We start from the raw sequence: 18,623 nt of genomic DNA, 5'->3' as shown, positions 1-18,623 counted from the left end.
CGGAAGTCATGAGAGGGCCTCCTTGGTGGCCGCGTCGTAGGCGGCGGCGAGTTCGGGGTCGTCTGCGGCCAGCGCGTCGGCGAGTTCGGCGACCACGCGGCACTGCTTCACCGACGCGTCGTCCTGCATCTTCCCGTCGATCATCACGGCGCCGGTGCCGTCACCCATCGCGGCGATCACGCGCCGCGCCCAGGCGACGTCCTCGGGGGACGGCGAGAACACCTTCTTGGCGATGTCGATCTGCACCGGGTGCAGGCTCCACGCGCCGACACAGCCGAGCAGGAACGCGTTGCGGAACTGGTCTTCGCAGGCCACGACGTCGCGGATGTCGCCGAACGGCCCGTAGTACGGCAGGATCCCGTTCGCCGCGCAGGCGTCGACCATCCGCGCGACGGTGTAGTGCCAGAGGTCCTGCTGATACGTCGTGCGTCCCTCGTTCAGGTCTTCGCCGGTCGGGTCCGTGCGCACGAGGTAACCGGGGTGTCCGCCACCCACCCGGGTGGTCTTCATCCGGCGGCTCGCGGCGAGGTCGGCCGGGCCGAGCGAGATGCCCTGCATGCGAGGGCTCGCGCCGGCGATCTCCTCGACGTTCGCGACGCCGCTGGCGGTCTCCAGGATGGCGTGCACCAGCAGCGGTTTGGTCAGGCCGGCGCGCGCTTCGAGCTGCGCGAGGAGCCTGTCGACGTAGTGGATGTCCTGCGCGCCTTCGACCTTCGGCACCATGATCACGTCGAGCTTGTCGCCGATCTCGGTGACCAGGGTGATCAGGTCGTCGAGCACCCAAGGCGAGTCGAGGCTGTTGACGCGGGTCCACAGCTGCGTCTTGCCGAAGTCGGTCGACTTCGCGATGGAGACGAGCCCGTTCCGCGCCGCCTCCTTGCGGTCGGCCCGCACCGCGTCCTCTAGATTCCCGAGCAGGACGTCGACCTTCTTGGCGATGGCCGGGACCTTGGCGGCCATCTTCTCGTTGCTGGGGTCGAAGAAGTGGATCATCCGCGAAGGAGGCACGGGGATCTGGCGGAGCGGTTCCGGCGCCCCTACCGCGAGCGGGGCGAAGAAATCCTTCGGCGAACGCATCGTTCCTCCATCGCAACGGGTCAAGTGACCGACGAGTAACCCTAAACCCGGAACCCGGGGAACCGCTGCGGCGCAGCTCACCTCCAAGGGGACACGATCGGGAATCGCGGAGGATTCTGTGGACGACTGGGCCTTGCCGGGTTTCACCGAGATGGGGTCGCTCGGGGAGGGCGGTTTCGGTCGGGTCGTGCTGGCGCGGCACGACGAATCCGCCCAGGTCGTGGCCATCAAATACCTGTACGCGAGGTTCGCGGCCGATCCGGTGAGGCTGGCCGAATTCCGCCACGAGGCGCAGATCCTGAGCCGCGTTTCGGGGCCGCATATCGCCCGTCTGCACCAGTTCGTGGAAACCCCGCAAGGTGCCGCCATCATCATGGAAGCGGTGCACGGGATCTCCCTGAAAGAGATCCTCGGCCGCCAGGAGAAGCTCCAACCCGAAGCCGCGCTGGCCATCCTCAAAGGCTCGCTGCTCGGCCTCGCCGGCGCGCACGCCGCGGGCACCGTCCACCGCGACTACAAACCGGCCAACGTCCTGGTCACCCGTGAGGGTGAAAGCAAACTCGTCGACTTCGGCATCGCCGTACTCGCCGGGCAGACCGGCGTCGCCGCGGGCACACCCGCGTACATGGCGCCCGAGCAGTGGGCCGGCGGGGTCGCCACCCCCGCCACCGACGTCTACGCCGCGACCTGCGTGTTCTTCCAGTGCGTCGCCGGGCACCGGCCGTACGAGGCCGAACAGACCGAAGTGCTGCGCACGCTGCACGAATACGCGCCGATCCCGTTCGGCGAGGTGCCGGAGCCGGTACGCGACCTCATCGCGCGCGGCATGGCGAAGGACGTCGCCCAGCGGCCGTCGGGCGCCGCCGAGTTCGTCACCGAACTGGAGACGTCCGCGCGGAAGGCGTACGGCGACGACTGGGAGCGCAACGGCTGGCACTGGCTCGCCAAGGGCGCCGGGGTCCTGGTCGCCCTGTCCCCGCTGGCCCTGCTCGGGGCCGGGACCGCCGCCGCGCCGGTCGTCGCGGGCGGCGCGGCGGGTGGTGTCGCGGCGACCACCGGCGGCGGGATCGCGCTCGGGCTCAAGGTGACCGCCGCGATCGCCGCCGTCACCGCGGCCGCCGTCGGCACGGTCGTGGTGATCAACGCCAACGGCGACGAGACACCGCCGCGGACGACGGTGGCCGCGATGCAGGTCGACCTGCTCACCCGCACCGAGAAGCTCGACGGCTACGACTACAACGGCAAGTACGTCCGGATCAGCGGGTTGAAGGACAAGGCCGCCGAGGATCGGGTGAACAAGGCGCTGATGGCGCCCATCGACGGTTGGCTCGAGAACTTCTGGCCGGACAGCTACCTGCCGCAGAAGGAACCCGACGGCGACATCCCGCACATGAAGACCGAGGCCGAGATCCTGCGCAGAGACGACAAACTGCTCTCGGTCGTCTACAAACGCTCGATCGACTCCATCCAGTTCGGCAACCACGGCGGGTTCAGCATCCGCCCGATCGTCATCGACCTGACGAAGGGTGAACAGGTCTCCACCGCGCACCTGTTCGACAACGTCGACGGCACCGCCGCGCGGATGCGGATGGTGGAAGACCAGATCCTGGAGGCCGCGAAGCCGGGTGACTGCCTCACCGGGGCACGCAACGACGTCGAGCACCTTCCGGTGGACGCGATGTCGGCGCGCTACACCTTCGACTACGACTCCATCGTGCAGGCGGCGCCGACCGCGAACGGCATGCGGTTCTTCGTCTACGGCTCCGCGCTCGGCTTCCCCCGCGCCTGCGATCCGACGGAGGTCACCGTCGACTACGCCCGCCTGTCCGGCCTGATGAGCCCCACCGTCACGAACCTGCTCGGCCTCACCGGCGGCGGCACGCAGGGCAAACGGACCAAAGAGGACAACGTCGGCCCCTTCACCATCACCACGCCGGAGAAATGGTGGCTGCTGTCCAGCGCCCCCATCGAGCGCTATCTGGTGACCGACGATCAGTGCTCGAACAGCGGCACGCAGCCTTTCCACTGCGCGGGCGTCCTCTTCAGCGACAACTCGCGGGTCGATCCGGCCACTCCGGCGTATGAACCGGGCAAACCGTACAACCGCTCGCTCGGTTCGCGTCCGTGTCATTCGATCGGGGCGCCTGGCGAATCGCAGGGGTCGCCCGTCCTGCAGAAGAAGGAACTGCGTCCGGTCGGGACGAAGAGAGCCGCGTACGAGGAGTGGCGGCTCACGTGCACCGGCGGCGGTTCTGTCACCCAGCGGGTCTGGTTCCTGCCGAAAACGCAGCTCGTGATCGTCGACGAGTGGAACACTCCAGGTCTCGACAAGATTCTGGAAGAGGCACGGTGGAACTAAGTGACGAGTGGAGACTGCCCGGTTTCACCGAACTGGAGCAGCTGGGCACGGGCACCTTCGGTCGCGTGGTGCTGGCCCGCCAGGACAACACGGGCCACGTCGTCGCGATCAAGTACCTCTTCTCCCGCTTCGCCGCGGACCCCGCCTACCTGGCAGCGTTCCGGCAGGAGGCGCTGGCGCTGCATCGGGTGACGAGCCCGCACGTAGTCCGCCTGTACGAGTTCTTCGAGACACCGCAGGGCGCGGCGATCGTGATGGAGGCGATCAACGGCGTCTCCCTGCTTTCCGTGCTTCGGGCCGAAGGCGCTCTCGAACCCGAAGCAGCGCTCGCGGTGCTGAAGGGTTCGCTGCTCGGCCTGGCCGCGGCGCACTCCGTCGACGTCGTCCACCGGGACTACAAACCGGGCAACGTCCTCGTCGCCGACACCGGCGAAAGCAAACTGGTCGACTTCGGCACGGCCGTCCTGGCGGGTGAGCAGGGGCCGTCCGTCGGAACGCCGGCGTACATGGCGCCCGAGCAGTGGGCAGGCGGCCCGGCCACTCCCGCCACCGACGTCTATGCCGCGACCTGTGTGTTCTTCCAATGCGTCGCCGGGCACCGGCCGTACCAGGCCGAAGAAACCGAGATACTCCGCACGCTGCACCAGCACGCGCCCATCCCGTTCGGCGAGGCCCCCGACCAGGTGCACGAGCTCATCGCGCTGGGGATGGCGAAGGATCCCTCGAAGCGGCCGGTCGACGCGCTCACCTTCGTCGGCGAACTGGAACGCGTCGCCCGTGCGGGTTACGGCGACGACTGGGAGCGCAAGGGCTGGTCACGGCTGGCGAAGGCGACGGGTCTCCTCGTCGCGGCGACACCGCTGGTCCTGCTCGGCGCGGGGACGGCGGCCGCGCCCGGCGTCGCCGCCGCCGGAACGGGCGCGGTGGCCGCGTCGACCGGCGGGATCGCGGCCGGACTGAAGATCGCCATCGGCGTCGTCGCGGCGACCGCCGCGGTGGTCGGCTCCGTGGTCGTCTTCTCCGACGCGAGCACCCCGCCGCCATCGCCGCCGACCACCCAGCAGGCCGTCGCGCTGAAGGTCGCCATGAAGACCAAGACCGGGACGGTCCCCGGCACGAACATCGCCTACAGCGGCGACTACCCCGAGGTGACCGGGACCACCGACCAGGCCTGGTTGAAACGGGTCAACGACGCCTTGGCGGCGCCGATCGACGATTGGAACCGCAAAACCGGCCCCGGCGCCGCTGGGCTGGAGCCGGAACGCGGTCCGTACACGCTCCTCACGAAGGCCGACGTGCGCTCGCAGAACGAGCGGTACCTCTCGGTCCGCTACTCGCACGATCTCGCGAACAAACCGCATCCGACCTGGAGTTACGGCCGGGCCACGGTGACGATCGACCTGAAGGAAGGCAAGGCGCTCACCCCTGGCGAGCTGTTCGCCCCCGGGAAGTTCACCGACGACGGACTGCTGGCTCTCACCGAGCGCATTTGGCCGGACAAGGAGCAGTGCGGGCCCGTCAGCACCACGTTCCCGTATCGGCCGCTCAAGACGGTGGATCTCACCGACGAGCGGAAGGCGTGGCTCGCCTTCACACCGACGGCCGTCGAGATCACCGTCAACATGACCGATCTCGGTTTCTCCACCGCCTGCGCCGTCCAGGACTACTCGCTGCCCTACGACAAGGTGGCCGATCTGCTGAACCCGGCCCTCGTGGCGGGCGTGACCGGCGGGAAGCCGGTGAAGGGGACGTCGTCCGCGCCGCCTCCCCAAGGACTCACCGATGTCCCCGTCGGCGCGTTGACCCTGCACCTGCCGCCGGGCTGGTCGGTGCAGTCGCAGGGACTCGAGAAGGTCATCGTCGATTCGAGCTGCCCGGATCCGAAGAAGTACTTCAACTGCCGGTACTTCCTGGTCACCGACAACACACAGGAGTCGGCGGAGCAGCCGTCGTACCGGCCGGGCGAGTTCTACCGCCGCAGTGCTGGAGGCCGTGCCTGCAACGCCGCCGGCCGCAAGGACCTCCGCCAAGAGGGTGACGCCACGGCCACGGTTTCCGCCACCGCACCGATCGGGGCCGCGACGGCGACCTACCAGGAGTGGATCATCAGCTGTGTTCCTCGTGGACAGACCGGTGGGAACGGCGAGACGCGGGTGACCCAGCGGATCTGGTTCCTTGCGGAAAAGCAGATCGTCGTCATGGACGAGTGGCAGACCCCCGGCGTCGAAGAACTCCTCCGGACCGCGACGGTCTCATGACCCTGACCTGCGAAGGTCCACAGTGGAATGACTATTCACTGGGCTGAATGGACTAGCGCACTACTTCCGTTGCCGCGCCTGTGTTCGGTGGCGGCCCGTTCGTGCCTGTGACCGTTCGGAGACGCCGGGTAACACCACTTACCTCGCTCTCACTCGGTTGGCGGCACGGTCGGACTGAAGTCCGATGACCGCCCACCGACCGGTCACCGATCGCAAGGCGCCGCCGATCGCAGCCACTCCCGTTGTCCGGCGCCGCCGCCTTCCGGCCCTGTTAGACAGTTCATGTGCCGCTTCCACCGAGGCGGCACGGGATGAAGAGCCTTAGGGAAACCAGGTTCGAAGGAGGCGGAACGTGGCGGCTACACCGAACATGGAGAGCTCGACGGTCGCCGGTGGCGCGAAGCGCAGCCGGTCACTGCCGAGCCGGGTGGTGCCGCCGGTCGAACTGCCCGCGAGCGTCGAGGAGCTTTCGCGCAAGGCCGCGGCCCTGCTCGGTTGGAACGGCATCGTGTTGCCGGAGACCACCGTGCTCGGCCGCAAGATCTGCGTGGTCGCCCGGCTCCGTACCGACGTGCACGCGGAGCGCATCGCGATGGGCATGGGTCCCGTCGTCGATCGCGCCACCGTCGACACCTGGACATGGCCAGAGCTGGCCGCGACCGCACCCGCGCCGGCCGCCGAGATCATCGGCGTCCTCGCGGTCGCCCGGCACTGGCGCACCGCGATGGCCTCCGCGGTCCCGTTCGCACGCTACGGCGAGGCCGCGATGGTGCTCCCATCGCCAGCCGTACTGACCGAAGACTACGTCGGCAACTGCCTGCCGCGTGCCCGCGCCTACGGGCTCGCGATCGTCAGCGCCGACCCCAACGCGGTCACCGACCTCGACCTCGAGGGCCACAACGAGCGCATGATCTTGGACGAGGACCCGGTGTCGCGCCTGGTCAACGAGATCGTCTACGACCAGCTGCTGCGGGCCACCGAGCTCCCTGCCGAAGTGGACTGAAGCCACTACTGTCGGTGCCATGCGAGTCGTCATTGCGGGTGGACACGGACAGATCGCGCTGAAGCTGGAGAAACTCCTCTCGGCGCGCGGTGATCAGGCGGTGGGGATCGTGCGCAATCCCGATCACGTCGCCGATCTCGAAGCGGCAGGCGCCGAAGCCGTCGTCCTCGACCTGGAGAAGTCCGATGTGGACGCCGTGGCGAAGGTGCTCGACGGCGCCGACGCCGCCGTCTTCGCCGCGGGCGCGGGCCCGGGCAGCGGCACGGCCCGTAAGGACACTGTGGACAGGGCCGCCGCGGCACTTTTCGCGGCGGCGTCCGAACAGGCCGGTGTCCGGCGGCACATCCAGGTCGGCTCCATCAACGCCGACGTATGGGAAACCGCGGACGTGCCGGACGATTTCCGGCTCTACCTCAAAGCCAAGAAAGCTGCCGAAGACGATCTGCGCGCCCGCGACCTCGACTGGACGATCCTGCGACCGGGTCAGCTCACCAACGACGAAGGCACCGGCAAGGTCCTCATCGCCGACTCCACCGAACGCGGCCCCATTCCCCGTCAGGATGTCGCCGCGATCCTGGTCGCGCTGCTCGACGATCCGTCGACGGCGGGACGTATCCTCACCGCGATCTCAGGTGATACTGCTATCTCTCAGGCCGTTTCCGCTTTGTGAAACCATAGTGTGTGGACGTAATCCGTCTTTTGACCGAACGGAGTAGGTCCTTGCGCGAGGACATCGCGGTTTTCAGCGGTAGCGCACATCCCGAGCTCGCCGAGGAAATCTGCACGCATCTGGGCGTCCCGTTGCATCCCGTGCGGGTTCAGCGGTTCGCCAACGACTGTCTCGAAGTCCAGCTCCAGGCGAACTGCCGCGAACGCGACGTCTTCCTGATCCAGCCACTGGTGCGGCCGGTGCAGGAGAACCTCGTCGAGCTGCTGTTGATGCTGGACGCCGCGCGGGGCGCGTCGGCGAAGCGGATCACCGTCGTCATGCCGCACTATTCGTACGCTCGATCGGACAAAAAGGACGCGCCGCGGATTTCGATCGGCGGCCGTCTCGTCGCCGACCTGATGGCGACCGCGGGCGCCGATCGCGTCCTCGCGATGACCCTGCACTCGCCGCAGGTGCACGGTTTCTTCAGCGTCCCGGTCGACCATCTGCACGCGTTGCAGGAGCTGGCCAAGTACTTCCGCCAGTACGACCTCTCCGCGACCACCGTGGTCTCGCCGGATCTCGGCAACGCCAAGGAGGCCGCGCATTTCGCTCGGCTGCTCGGGGTTCAGGTCGCCGCCGGCGCGAAGCAGCGCTTCGCCGACGACAGGGTCGAGATCAGCTCGGTGATCGGTGAGATCACCGGCCGCGACGTGATCGTCCTCGACGACGAGATCGCCAAGGGCAGCACGGTGCTCGAACTGCTCACCAAGCTGCGGGAACTGAAGCCGCGCTCGATCCGCGTCGCGTGCACGCACGGGCTGTTCTCCAGCGGCGCGCTGAAGCGGATCGGCGGCCAGCCGGACGTGCTGGAGATCGTCTGCACGAACACGGTGCCGATCGCGCCCGAGGAACAGAGCCCGAAGCTGCGGGTCCTGTCGATCGCGCCAGCGCTGGCGGAGGCGATGCGGCGGATCCACAACGGAGAGTCGGTCAGCGCACTCTTTGAGACGGCCTAGCTAAACGGTGCCGAGAACCCGGTCGAGGTACGTGTTCGCGAAGACCCCGGCCGGGTCCACCTCCTTGCGGACCCGCGAAAAGTCGTCGAACCGCGGATAGCGCGAGCGCAGGGTCGCGGCGTCGAGGTCGTGCATCTTGCCCCAGTGCGGGCGGCCGCCGACCTCGCCGACGATCGAGGCGAATCCGGCGAAATACTCGCGGTAGGGCATGCCGACGAACTGGTGGATCGCGATGTAGGCGGAGTCGCGGCCGTTCGCCGTCGAGAGCCAGATGTCGTCCGCGGCGGCGACGCGCACCTCGACCGGGAACGCGACCGGGTTCTCCAGTTTCGGTACCAGCGCGCGGAGTTCGGCGAAGACGTCGAGCAGCGACTCACGCGGGACCGCGAACTCCGACTCGACGAACCGCACCCCGCGATGGGTCACGAAGACGCGATGCGACGTGTCGCTGTACTCGCGGGCGGAGAGGACGTTCGAGGCGAACCCGCCGAGCGGCCGCACGAGTCTCGGTACGGCCCGGCCGAGGCGGCACAGCCCGCCGAACGCGAGGTTCTCCGTGATCTCGTAGTCGACGAATTCCTTCAGCTTGGTCAGTGGACGGCGCTCGCTGCCCGCCGGGAGCCGGTTGTTGCGTTTGACCAGTGCGTTCTTGCCGTAGGGGAACCAGTAGAACTCGAAGTGGTCGTTCTCGTCGGCGAACTGGTCGAAGCCTTCGAGAACCTGTTCGAGCGGTTCCGGTCGTTCCTGCGCGGACAGCAGGAACGACGGTTCACACTGCAGGGTGACGGTGCTGATGACGCCGAGCGCGCCGAGGCCGACGCGCGCGGCGGCGAACAGTTCGGGCCGCTCGTCCGCCGAACAGGTGACCACGGTGCCGTCCGCGAGGACGAGTTCGAGCGCGGCGATCTGCGTGGCGATGCCGCCGAGCCGGGCGCCGGTGCCGTGGGTGCCGGTGGAGATCGCGCCCGCGACGGTCTGCGCGTCGATGTCGCCGAGGTTGGTCATCGCCAGCCCCAGCGCGTCGAGTTCGGCGTTGAGCTGCTTGAGCGTGGTGCCCGAACGGACCGTGACCAGGCCTTTGGCGACATCCGCCGACGCGATTCCTGTCCAGCCGGTCAGGTCCATCGCGTCCGAATTCGCCGCGGCGATCGCGGTGAACGAGTGGCCGCTGCCCAGCGGGCGCAGGCGGCGTCCGTCCGCGACCGTACGGCCGATCGCTTCGGCGATGCCGTTCGTGTCGCGCGGTCGATGCACGCGCAGCGGCGACGCCGTCGCGGTGCCGGCCCAGTTGCTCCACCGTGTCATGCGCCACCCGTTCCGTGAGTGTTCGAGTGCCGAAACAGTAAGTGAATAGTATTCGCGTTTCAAGCCCTTCTGTCGTACCTTAGTTCGGGTGACCAGTGCGACGGTGTACGACTTGGCGACGAAGGACCTGGATCCTCCGTTCGCGGTTGTCGACTTGGATGCTTTCGACGCGAACGGCGCCGACCTGCTGCGGCGGGCGGGCGGCAAGCCGATCCGCGTGGTCAGCAAGTCCGTCCGTTGCCGGTACCTGCTCGACCGGGTGCTCGCGCGGCCCGGCTTCGAGGGCCTCATGTGCTACTCGCTCGCCGAAGCCGTGTGGCACGTGGAGCAGGGGACGACCGATGACATCGTCGTCGCGTACCCGACCGCCGACCACGGCGCGCTGCGGCGGCTGGCGGCGAACGACCGCGCGCGGGCGGCGATCTCGATCATGGTCGACTCGCCGGAACACCTCGACCTCGTCGACGCCGCGCTCGGACAGGACCACCCCGAGATCCGGGTCTGTCTCGAACTCGACGCTTCGTGGCGGCCGCTGCCCGGCGTGCACGTCGGCACCAGGCGCTCGCCGGTGTTCAGCCCGCGGCAGGCTGCGGATCTGACGCGGACCATCTTGTCCCGCAAGGGTTTCCGGCTCGTCGGGATGATGGCGTACGAAGGTCAGATCGCCGGGCTCGGTGACGCGGCGGGCAGCGGCGTCAAGAACGCTGTCGTCGGCTGGATGCAGCGAAAGTCCATTGTGGAGATCGCGAAGCGCCGCGCGGCCGCTGTCCGGGCGGTGCGGGCGCTGGCGGAGCTGGAATTCGTCAACGGCGGCGGCAGCGGCAGCGTCGAATCGACCGGTGCCGAGGAAGCCGTCACCGAGATCGCCGCGGGCTCCGGCCTCATCGGGCCCACGCTCTTCGACGGCTACGCGCACTTCTCGCCGCGACCGGCCGCGATGTTCGCGCTTCCTGTCGTCCGGCGCCCCGCCCCGAAGATCGCGACGCTCTTCTCCGGTGGCTACATCGCTTCGGGCCCGGCAGAGTCTTCGCGACTCCCGACGCCGTACCTGCCCGAAGGACTTTCGCTGCTCGGCTTCGAAGGCGCCGGCGAAGTCCAGACCCCCGTGTCCGGCGAAGCCGCCCGTCACCTGCGGCTCGGCGACCGCGTCTGGCTGCGCCACGCGAAAGCCGGCGAACTCGCCGAACGCTTCACGCACTACCACGTCGTCGTCGGCGACCGCGTCGACCGGACCGTCCCCACCTACCGAGGCGAACACCAGAACTTCGGCTGACCCGCGCGACCCCATCCCCCACCCGTCCCTGGGGGGCGCGCCCCGCACCAGCGTATCGGGAGGGGGTGTCGGGGAGTGGGGTCCCAAGGGGTGAGGGGCGAGGTTGTCCACAACTGTGGGTGGGTGTGGACAACTTATGTGGACAACTGGATAAGGCCAGGTCAGGGCGTATAGCGGCGTGGTTGGTGGGGGTTGTGTGACTGCTGGGGCGCCGGATCCTGTCGTCGATGGACACGAATGGAGCAGGGGGATTCATCGGTGACGGGGCGGCCGTCTTCGGGACGTTGAGCGTCCTGAAGACGGCTGGCCCAGCGGCAGCAGCGCCAGAAACCCTCAGGCCTCGCCGAACTTGCTCGCCAAGTACCCCTTGACCACCGACTTCGCCTCCGCGACGATCCGCTCGTCCCCGCGCGGGTCACGACGGAACGCCAGCTTCAGCAGCGCGTCGGCCGTCTCGTTCGCGATCGTCAGCGCGAACCGGATGTCGTCCAGCGGCGACGAGATCCGCGCCGAAAGCACCTTGGTGAGCTCGTCGACGATGACGGCGTTGTTGTCGCGGGTCTCGTCCAGGAGCTGCCGGTCCACGACATCACCGAAGTGGACCTTCGAGAACCCGGGGACCTCGCGGTGCATGTCGAGATAGATGTCGAGGATCGAGTCCACGACGTCCCACCAGTGCTCGGGCGCCAGCTGGTTCAACGTCTCCGACACCGAGGCGACGAACCGTTCGAGATTGCGCTGCGTCAATGCCTGCACCACGGCCCGCTTGTCGGGGAAGAACTGGTACAGCGACCCGACGGCCACCCCTGCGCGCTTCGCGATCAGTGTGGTCGTCAATGCGTCGTAACCGAGTTCGTCGATCAGCTGGGCGCTGGCGTCGAGCATCTGCTCCACCCGCTTGGCGCTGCGTTGCTGGACGGGCTGCCGCCGCAGCGGAGTCGTCTCCGCCGGCGGTTTCGCGGCCTGGATGTCGGACACTCGGGCTCCTCCTTCGCTGATCTGCGACTTTATCGTGCCGACGGGGTTCCCCACGGTCGAGTGAAGGCATAGTATCTGAGAACTTTTCATGTTCGGCCGTGTCTCCGAAGAAAGGTGCGTAGCCGGTGGAAAAATCGATCTTCCCGTCCGAATTCCTGTGGGGTGTTTCGACCTCCGCCTTCCAGATCGAGGGGGCGACCGGCGAAGGCGGCCGAGGACAGTCCATTTGGGACACATTCACCGAAACGGAGGGAAAGATCGCGCGGGCTGAGCACGCAAAGGTAGCCGCCGATCACTTCCACCGCTACTCCGAAGACATCGCGCTGATGGCCGACCTCGGTGTCGGCGCCTACCGGATGTCCTTCGCCTGGCCGAGGATCCAGCCCGACGGCGACGGAAAGCCCAACGCCGAAGGCCTTGCCTTCTACGACAAGCTCATCGACGAGGTCTGCGCCGCCGGAATCGACCCGGCGGGGACGCTCTTTCACTGGGACCTCCCGCAGGCGCTCGAGGACGAGGGTGGCTGGCTCGCCCGTGACACCGCAGAGCGGTTCGGCGAATACGCCGCCATCGTGGGCGAGCGATTCTCCGATCGGGTGAAAATGTGGATCCCGCTCAACGAGCCCATGGTCATGTCGATCTTCGGCTACGCGATCGGCGAATACGCCCCCGGCAAGATGCTCCTGCTCGACGCCCTGCCCACCGCGCACTACCAGAATCTCGCTCACGGGCTCGCCGTCCAAGCCCTGCGCGCGGCAGGTGCCCGCAGCGTCGGCACCGCCAACAACCATTCACCCATCTGGCCCGCCTCCGATTCACCGGAAGACAAGGCCGCCGGCGAATGGATCGACGCCCTCATCAACCGGACGTACGCGGATCCCGTGCTGCTGGGCCGTTATCCCGAACAAGTCGTCCCGCATCTCCCCGCGGGCTTCGCGGAAGATCTCGCCACCATCGCGCAGCCGCTCGACTTCTACGGGGTGAACTACTACGAGCCGCAGGGCGTCGCCGCGCCCGGTGAAGGCAATCCGCTGCCTTTCGAGCTTCGCGCGATCGAGGGATATCCCATGACCACCAACGATTCGCCGATCGTCCCCCAGGGATTGCGCGAACTGCTCGTCGGTTTCCACGAGCGCTACCGGGAGCATCTCCCGCCCGTCTACATCACCGAAAACGGCTGCAGTTTCGACGACGTCGTCGCCGAAGACGGACGCGTGCACGATCAGGAGCGCATCGACTTCCTCGAAAGTCACCTCGTCGCGGTCCGGGAAGCGATGGACGCCGGCGTCGACGTCCGCGGGTACTTCGTCTGGTCGCTGATGGACAACTTCGAATGGTCGAAGGGCTACCAGCCGCGGTTCGGCCTGGTGCACATCGACTACGAGACGCAGCGGCGGACACCGAAGGATTCCTTCGGCTGGTACCGGAAACTGATCCGCCATGAGTGAGGTCAAGGCGCTGCCCGAGGCACTCGCCGAGCCGGTCGCCAGGGTCCGCGCGGGCTGGATGAGCCTGCTGTTCTTCGCGAACATCGCGCTCTGGCTCGGGGTTTACGCGCCCATTCAGGTTCTCCTGCCGAAACAGGCCGAGATTCTGGACGCCGCCGGCAAGGAGGCCGTGTTCAGTCTGGTCACCGGGATCGGCGCGCTCGTCGCGCTGATCGCCAACCCCGCCGTCGGCCTGCTCTCGGACCGGACCTGTTCCGTCCGCGGCCGCCGCCATCCGTGGACGGCGGCCGGTGCGGTGGTCGCCGCGGCCGGACTGCTCGTCCTCGCGTTCGCGCCGAACATCGCGGTCATGGTGCTCGGCTGGTGCCTCGTCCAGGCCGGGCTGAACGGGATGCTCGCGATGCTGGTCTCGGCGATCGCGGACCGGGTGCCGGTGCCCCAGCGCGCGCAGGTCGGCGGTCTGGTGGGCATCGCCCAGATGCTCGGGACCGTGCTCGGTGCGGTGGTGGTCGTCGTGATGCTGGATGTCGCGGGACTGCCCCTGGGCTACGCGGTGTGCGCGGCCATCGTGCTGGCGGGGGCGGCGGCGTTCGTCCTGCGCACGCCGGACGCGCGGCTGCCGGTCGCGTTCCGGCCGTCCGTCCGGACCAAGGACGTGCTGGCGAACCTGTGGATCTCCCCGCGTAAGCATCCGGACTTCGCCTGGGCGTGGGGATGCCACTTCATGATCAACCTCGGCAACGCCTTCGGCACGTTGTACCTGCTGTTCTTCCTCAAGGACGCGGTGCACTACGAAGATCCGGACACCGGACTGTTGATCATGATGGGGCTCTACGGGGCGGCGCTCATCGTCGGCGCGCTCATCGCCGGGCATTTCTCCGACAAGTCCGGACGGCGTAAGCCCTACGTCCTGGCGGCATCGGTGGTGATGGCGATCGCCGCGCTGCTGCTGGTCGTCTGGCAGAACTGGACGGCCGCGCTCGTGGCGTCACCGTTGCTGGGCGTCGGCTTCGGCGCGTACATGGCCGTCGCGCTGGCGATGCTCACCCAGGTGCTGCCCACCGCGCAGGACCGGGCGAAGGACCTCGGGGTCATCAACATCGCGAACTCGCTGCCGCAGGTGGTGGCGCCGATGCTGACCGCGCCGATCCTGGCCTACCTTGGCGGATATCCGAGCCTCTTCGCGGCGTCGGCGCTGTCCACAGTTCTCGCCGCGGTGCTGGTCACGCGGGTGAAGGCGGTCAGCTGAAGGGCGGTTGGAGACCGCGGACCGGTGCCGGTCGGGGGAGGGGAGTGCAACGGCACCGGCCCGCGGGGTTCGGGGGATGACAACGCGGAACCGAAGGAAACTCGCGTTGCGTTTGTGATCATCAACTTAGCGACCGATTACGGCGTTCGCTAGGTGTTCTGCCGATAATTTTCGATTAATCGCGGTGGGGACCGGGGTGATTACCGAGAGCGGCTCGTCACGTTCGGGGGTACGGGCGAACCGCTTCCGGCGGAGGCGAGATCGTGGCGTGGTTGCCGAGGGGGCGCTCGGACCGCCGTTCACTCGCCGACATCTTTCAGGCTGCTTCTTTCAAAATGAGTCAGGCTGCGGCATCTTTTCAGGCGTGTACGCCGCCGATGGCGGGCCTGCGCGGGTTGACCAGCGCGTGCCTGCCGGTGGTTTCGGCCGCGGTCACCCTGGTCTGCCCGGGGACACGGCGGCGGGCTTCGCGCCGGTGGTCCTGGGAGGCCGCGGTCTGCTGAGGGGCGAGGCCGCCGGCGACCAGATGCTCGTGCGCGACCTGCCAGACCGAGCAGGGGGCCTTGCACTTGTGCCAGCGGGTCGAGCAAGTGGGGCAATCCCCACGCTCGTCGGGCTCGTGCGCCTGGAGCATGGCGCGCCAACCCTCGGTCAGCCGGGGGAGCTCCGAGCGGGCGACCGACACGAGCGACTGCGCGTCGGCCCGGTTCGCGAGATCGGAGAGCATGTCGAGGCGTTCCCAAACCGCGTTGCGGAGGACTTGCCCTAGGACCTGATCCACGGAGAACTCACCGTTACCTTTCCGCCATCTTGGCGGCTTCGTTGAGCGCGGCCCTGAGCTGTCCGAGCTGGCCGGACGTCAGGCGCGCGGTCTCTCCTGGCGGCGAGACGAGAACCACCTGGTTGTCTTCGACGAACACGGTGACGGCACGCTCGCGGCTGATGAGATCGCCGCACTGCACCCGCCAGACCAGTTGTCCGCCTTCATAACGGCGCACGCTCGCGGTACGGGGGTCGACCGGGGCGGACGGCGAGACCGGACGGTTGGCGCCGGGGGCGACGGCGACCGCCTGCTGACCGGCGGGGCCGGTCGCACGCAGGTGGCGCGTGGCCATACCGGGCCGTCCCGCGGTGATGGAGCCTGTTGCGATCGAGTCCACGAACTCCACTGGCTCTGCTCCGCTCTCTCGTTCCACGTCGTCTTCGTAACCGCGTATCCGCACCTGTAGGGGGTTCGGAGACTGGTAGCTCTCTGTGATCGCTGCCGGTGGCCGGTAGGTCACGGAGATCTGACAACTACAGTGATGTGAAACCGAGTTCGATAGAAGGTCGAACCGCCGTCATAGCGGTGACCGGACGAGGTTTCACGGTGAGCGGTCAAACGACTTCTGCCGGGCCGATCACGGCGGGCATTCCGGTGTTTCGCGCGGTTGAATAGGTGTGCCTACGCTGTTTCTCGACCCCAACGGAACTGTGAGGGGGCGCAATGGACGCCAGTATCGGTGGCGGCGCTGTCGCCGGCTCGGACACGAATGTCAAGGGCCGCCAGAGTCACCCCGTGCCACCGGATGCCTGGGAGCAGCCGGAGATGCGAGCCGCACTGGCCAGCCGGGAGATCTCTTCCGTGTACCGGCTGTTGCGCAAGCACGGTGTTTCGCAGCGTCAGATCGCCGCGATGACCGGCCAGTCGCAGTCCGAGGTGTCCGAGATCCTCAAAGGTCGCCAGGTGATGGCGTACGACGTGCTCACCCGCATCGCTGACGGCCTTGGTGTCCCACGGGGATACATGGGTCTCGCCTACGACGAGGCGACAGCGATAAAGGTCGTCGGCGCTGCCGACGGCCAGCAGGCGGAGGAGGACGAGTCCGTGAAGCGACGGAGGTTCCTCGCGCACGCCGCCCAGGTCACGATGGGGGCGGCGGTGTTCGGTCCGGAATCGGGTACGTGGTCCGCGGGACCGGCGAAGACGCCGGCACCCGGGCGGATCGGCATGACCGACGTCCGTCAGGTGGAAGCCGCGACCAGGGCGCTCCGCTCCCTCGACTACCAGTACGGCGGCGGTTTCTGCCGCGACGCCGTGGTCGCCCAGCTGTCCTGGGGACAGCAGATGCTCGAGTCCAGCGGCACCGAAATGGTCAAGAACCGCCTCTACGTCGCGCTGGCCGACCTGCACAGCCTGGCCGGCTGGACGTCCTTCGACACCGGCCTCATGGACTCCGCCCGCGGACATTTCGCCAACGCGCTCGACCTGGCCAAACAGGGCGACAACCACCCACTCGTGGCCAACGTGCTGTACCGGATGGGCCGCGTCTACCTGCACCAGGACGCGCCGAACGACGCGCTGAAACTGTTCCAGCTCGGCCAGATCGCCGCCCAGGAATCGGGCTCCGAACTGGCGGTCGCCGTGCTCTGCGCCAACGAGGCGTGGGCCTACGCGATGATGGGCAACGAGGAACAGGCCGTGAAGCTGCTCGGCCGGAGCAAGGACGAATTCGCCCGCGCCAACCTGGCCGAGGCCGAGTCCTGGGTCAAGTTCTTCACCGAAACCGACGTCTACGCCATGATCGGCACCGTGCACACGGTGCTCGCCGCGAAGAACGCCGAGCACACCAAGTACGCGATCCCCGCACTGACCAAGGCCGTCGAGTCCTACGACGACGACATGGCCCGCAGCAAGACCTTCATGCTCAGCGCGCTGGCCACGAATCACCTGCTCGAAGGCGATCTCGATCACGGCTCCAAGGTGGGCTCGAAGGCCGTCGACTGCGCCGAGGGCATCAAGTCGGAGCGGGTGAAGGACCGGATGCGGCCGCTGCAGGTCGAGGCGGAGCGTCGCCGGAACAACGCCGACGCCCGTGACCTCGCCGACCGCCTCAATTCCTTCTACGCCGCCTGAGCCGACCGGGTTGGACGGCCGGTTCACGCCCGGCAAACTGCACGATGCCCTGGGGCGGACGTGCGAACTGCTGGGCGTGGACCCCGCCGGGGCCCGGCTGCTGAGGTTCACCAACAACGCCGTCTACGAGCTGGCGAGCGCGCCGTTCGTCGTCCGGATCGTCGGCTCCACCCTGCTGCGGCACCGCGTCGGCACGGTCGTGCGGGTCGCGCGCCACTTCGAACGGCACGGGGTGCCTGCCATCCGCCTTCTTCCCGGCTTCGAACAGCCCATCCCGGTCGGCGAGCATCTCGTGACGGTGTGGTGGAAAGTGCCGTCCACCGGCCGGAAGGCCCGATCCTCGGACCTCGCCGCGTTGCTGCGCCGGGTCCACGCGCTCAAGCCGCCGGACGGGCTGCCCGAGTGGGCGCCGTTCGCCGCGGTCCGTGCCCGGGTTTCGGACGCGGAGGAGCTGGCCGACGGCGACCGGCGGTTCCTGCTCGAACGCTGCGCCGAGGTCGAGGCCGCGCTCGCGACACTCGACTTCCCGCTGCCGAGGGGCCTGATCCACGGCGACGCGCACACCGGGAATGTGATCACGGGACCGGACGGACCGGTGCTGTGCGATTTCGATTCCTCCTGCGTCGGGCCGCCGGAATGGGACCTGACCCCGCTCGCCGTCGGCCGCGAACGGTTCGGTGATCCACCCGCCCGCTATCGCGTGTTCGCCGAGCGGTACGGATTCGACGTGACCACATGGTCCGGATTCCCGGTGCTGCGGGCGATCCGCGAACTGAAGCTCACTACGAGTGTTCTCCCGATTCTCCGCAGTCATCCCAACGTACGGGATGAGCTGCGGAAACGGTTGGACGATCTCCGGAACGGGCGCACCGGTGCCCGCTGGAACCGGTATCGATGATTAGCGGAACGACCAACTTGCACGTGCATTCGCCGACGGCGAATGACCGTTCGTCGCTTGCCCGAAATGGCCCATCAATGAGTGACTAATTCGCCCGCGCTAATCACTTCCATTGGCTCAGTGCTCCCCCAAATGTGCAAGTTGCAGCTACGCTCCGTTAATTGGCGCGCGGGGTTCACCTCGTCGTTGTGCACCGATCGGTGCCCTGGGG

The 18,623-nt window shown here is 67.9% G+C and carries 15 protein-coding genes; 10 read left to right on the top strand and 5 right to left on the bottom strand.

The annotated features are described in order from the left end of the window. Positions 1-6 precede the first annotated feature (6 nt). Complete coding sequence (locus ACZ7KI_RS19600; RefSeq protein WP_470274534.1) at positions 7-1,077, bottom strand: HpcH/HpaI aldolase/citrate lyase family protein; 1,071 nt, start codon at positions 1,075-1,077, stop codon at positions 7-9. Positions 1,078-1,195: 118 nt separating this feature from the next. On the opposite strand from ACZ7KI_RS19600, the gene ACZ7KI_RS19595 reads away from it, so the two are divergent. The 5 genes from ACZ7KI_RS19595 to ACZ7KI_RS19575 all read left to right on the top strand — a co-directional run bounded on the left by ACZ7KI_RS19595 (position 1,196) and on the right by ACZ7KI_RS19575 (position 8,365). Beyond that, positions 1,196-3,436 carry a protein kinase domain-containing protein gene (locus tag ACZ7KI_RS19595; protein WP_470274533.1) on the top strand — a complete coding sequence of 747 codons (2,241 nt, stop codon included), beginning with the start codon at positions 1,196-1,198 and terminating at the stop codon, positions 3,434-3,436. Continuing rightward, positions 3,427-5,694 carry a serine/threonine-protein kinase gene (locus ACZ7KI_RS19590; protein WP_470274532.1) on the top strand — a complete coding sequence of 756 codons (2,268 nt, stop codon included), beginning with the start codon at positions 3,427-3,429 and terminating at the stop codon, positions 5,692-5,694. Before ACZ7KI_RS19595 ends, ACZ7KI_RS19590 begins: the two co-directional genes overlap by 10 nt. 352 nt (positions 5,695-6,046) lie before the next feature. After that, positions 6,047-6,697, top strand: a complete 651-nt coding sequence (locus ACZ7KI_RS19585; RefSeq protein WP_470274531.1) for a hypothetical protein — start codon at positions 6,047-6,049, stop codon at positions 6,695-6,697. 19 nt (positions 6,698-6,716) lie between these two features. Next, positions 6,717-7,367, top strand: a complete 651-nt coding sequence (locus ACZ7KI_RS19580; protein WP_470274530.1) for an NAD(P)H-binding protein — start codon at positions 6,717-6,719, stop codon at positions 7,365-7,367. Positions 7,368-7,417: 50 nt separating this feature from the next. Continuing rightward, positions 7,418-8,365: a ribose-phosphate diphosphokinase gene (locus tag ACZ7KI_RS19575; RefSeq protein ID WP_470274529.1), complete on the top strand. Its 948-nt coding sequence runs from the start codon at positions 7,418-7,420 to the stop codon at positions 8,363-8,365. Here ACZ7KI_RS19575 and ACZ7KI_RS19570 read toward each other — a convergent pair whose 3' ends face one another. Continuing rightward, the gene (locus ACZ7KI_RS19570; protein ID WP_470274528.1) at positions 8,366-9,670 is read right to left on the bottom strand and encodes a D-arabinono-1,4-lactone oxidase; all 1,305 of its coding nucleotides are present in this window, start codon (positions 9,668-9,670) and stop codon (positions 8,366-8,368) included. It lies immediately after the preceding gene. Between the two features lie 88 nt (positions 9,671-9,758). Between ACZ7KI_RS19570 and ACZ7KI_RS19565 the strand changes: the two genes are divergently transcribed. Further along, a complete protein-coding gene (locus tag ACZ7KI_RS19565; RefSeq protein WP_465500305.1) occupies positions 9,759-10,943 on the top strand; it encodes an amino acid deaminase/aldolase in 1,185 nt (394 codons plus the stop codon). A 333-nt stretch (positions 10,944-11,276) separates the two neighbouring features. On the opposite strand, the gene ACZ7KI_RS19560 is transcribed toward ACZ7KI_RS19565, so the two are convergent. Then, the gene (locus ACZ7KI_RS19560; RefSeq protein ID WP_465500306.1) at positions 11,277-11,921 is read right to left on the bottom strand and encodes a TetR/AcrR family transcriptional regulator; all 645 of its coding nucleotides are present in this window, start codon (positions 11,919-11,921) and stop codon (positions 11,277-11,279) included. A gap of 125 nt (positions 11,922-12,046) precedes the next feature. On the opposite strand from ACZ7KI_RS19560, the gene ACZ7KI_RS19555 reads away from it, so the two are divergent. Then, positions 12,047-13,369, top strand: a complete 1,323-nt coding sequence (locus ACZ7KI_RS19555; RefSeq protein WP_470274527.1) for a GH1 family beta-glucosidase — start codon at positions 12,047-12,049, stop codon at positions 13,367-13,369. Beyond that, on the top strand, positions 13,362-14,618 hold the full coding sequence (locus tag ACZ7KI_RS19550; RefSeq protein WP_470274526.1) for an MFS transporter: 1,257 nt from the start codon (positions 13,362-13,364) through the stop codon (positions 14,616-14,618). The genes ACZ7KI_RS19555 and ACZ7KI_RS19550 overlap by 8 nt, the downstream gene beginning before the upstream one ends. 358 nt (positions 14,619-14,976) lie before the next feature. Here ACZ7KI_RS19550 and ACZ7KI_RS19545 read toward each other — a convergent pair whose 3' ends face one another. Further along, a complete protein-coding gene (locus ACZ7KI_RS19545; RefSeq protein WP_470274525.1) occupies positions 14,977-15,399 on the bottom strand; it encodes a hypothetical protein in 423 nt (140 codons plus the stop codon). A 13-nt stretch (positions 15,400-15,412) separates the two neighbouring features. Beyond that, positions 15,413-15,787, bottom strand: coding sequence for a hypothetical protein (locus ACZ7KI_RS19540; RefSeq protein ID WP_465500310.1), 375 nt, complete (start codon positions 15,785-15,787; stop codon positions 15,413-15,415). A gap of 317 nt (positions 15,788-16,104) precedes the next feature. Here ACZ7KI_RS19540 and ACZ7KI_RS19535 point away from each other — a divergent pair, with 317 nt between their 5' ends. Together ACZ7KI_RS19535 and ACZ7KI_RS19530 are read left to right on the top strand one after the other, a co-directional pair. Beyond that, positions 16,105-17,514, top strand: a complete 1,410-nt coding sequence (locus tag ACZ7KI_RS19535; RefSeq protein ID WP_470274524.1) for a tetratricopeptide repeat protein — start codon at positions 16,105-16,107, stop codon at positions 17,512-17,514. 10 nt (positions 17,515-17,524) lie between these two features. After that, the gene (locus ACZ7KI_RS19530; protein ID WP_470274523.1) at positions 17,525-18,412 is read left to right on the top strand and encodes a phosphotransferase family protein; all 888 of its coding nucleotides are present in this window, start codon (positions 17,525-17,527) and stop codon (positions 18,410-18,412) included. Positions 18,413-18,623: the final 211 nt, after the last annotated feature.

Source organism: Amycolatopsis sp. NPDC039088, assembly GCF_055598845.1.
The sequence above is the reverse complement of the archived record's forward strand: the minus strand, read 5'-3'. Positions and strand labels throughout refer to the sequence as shown.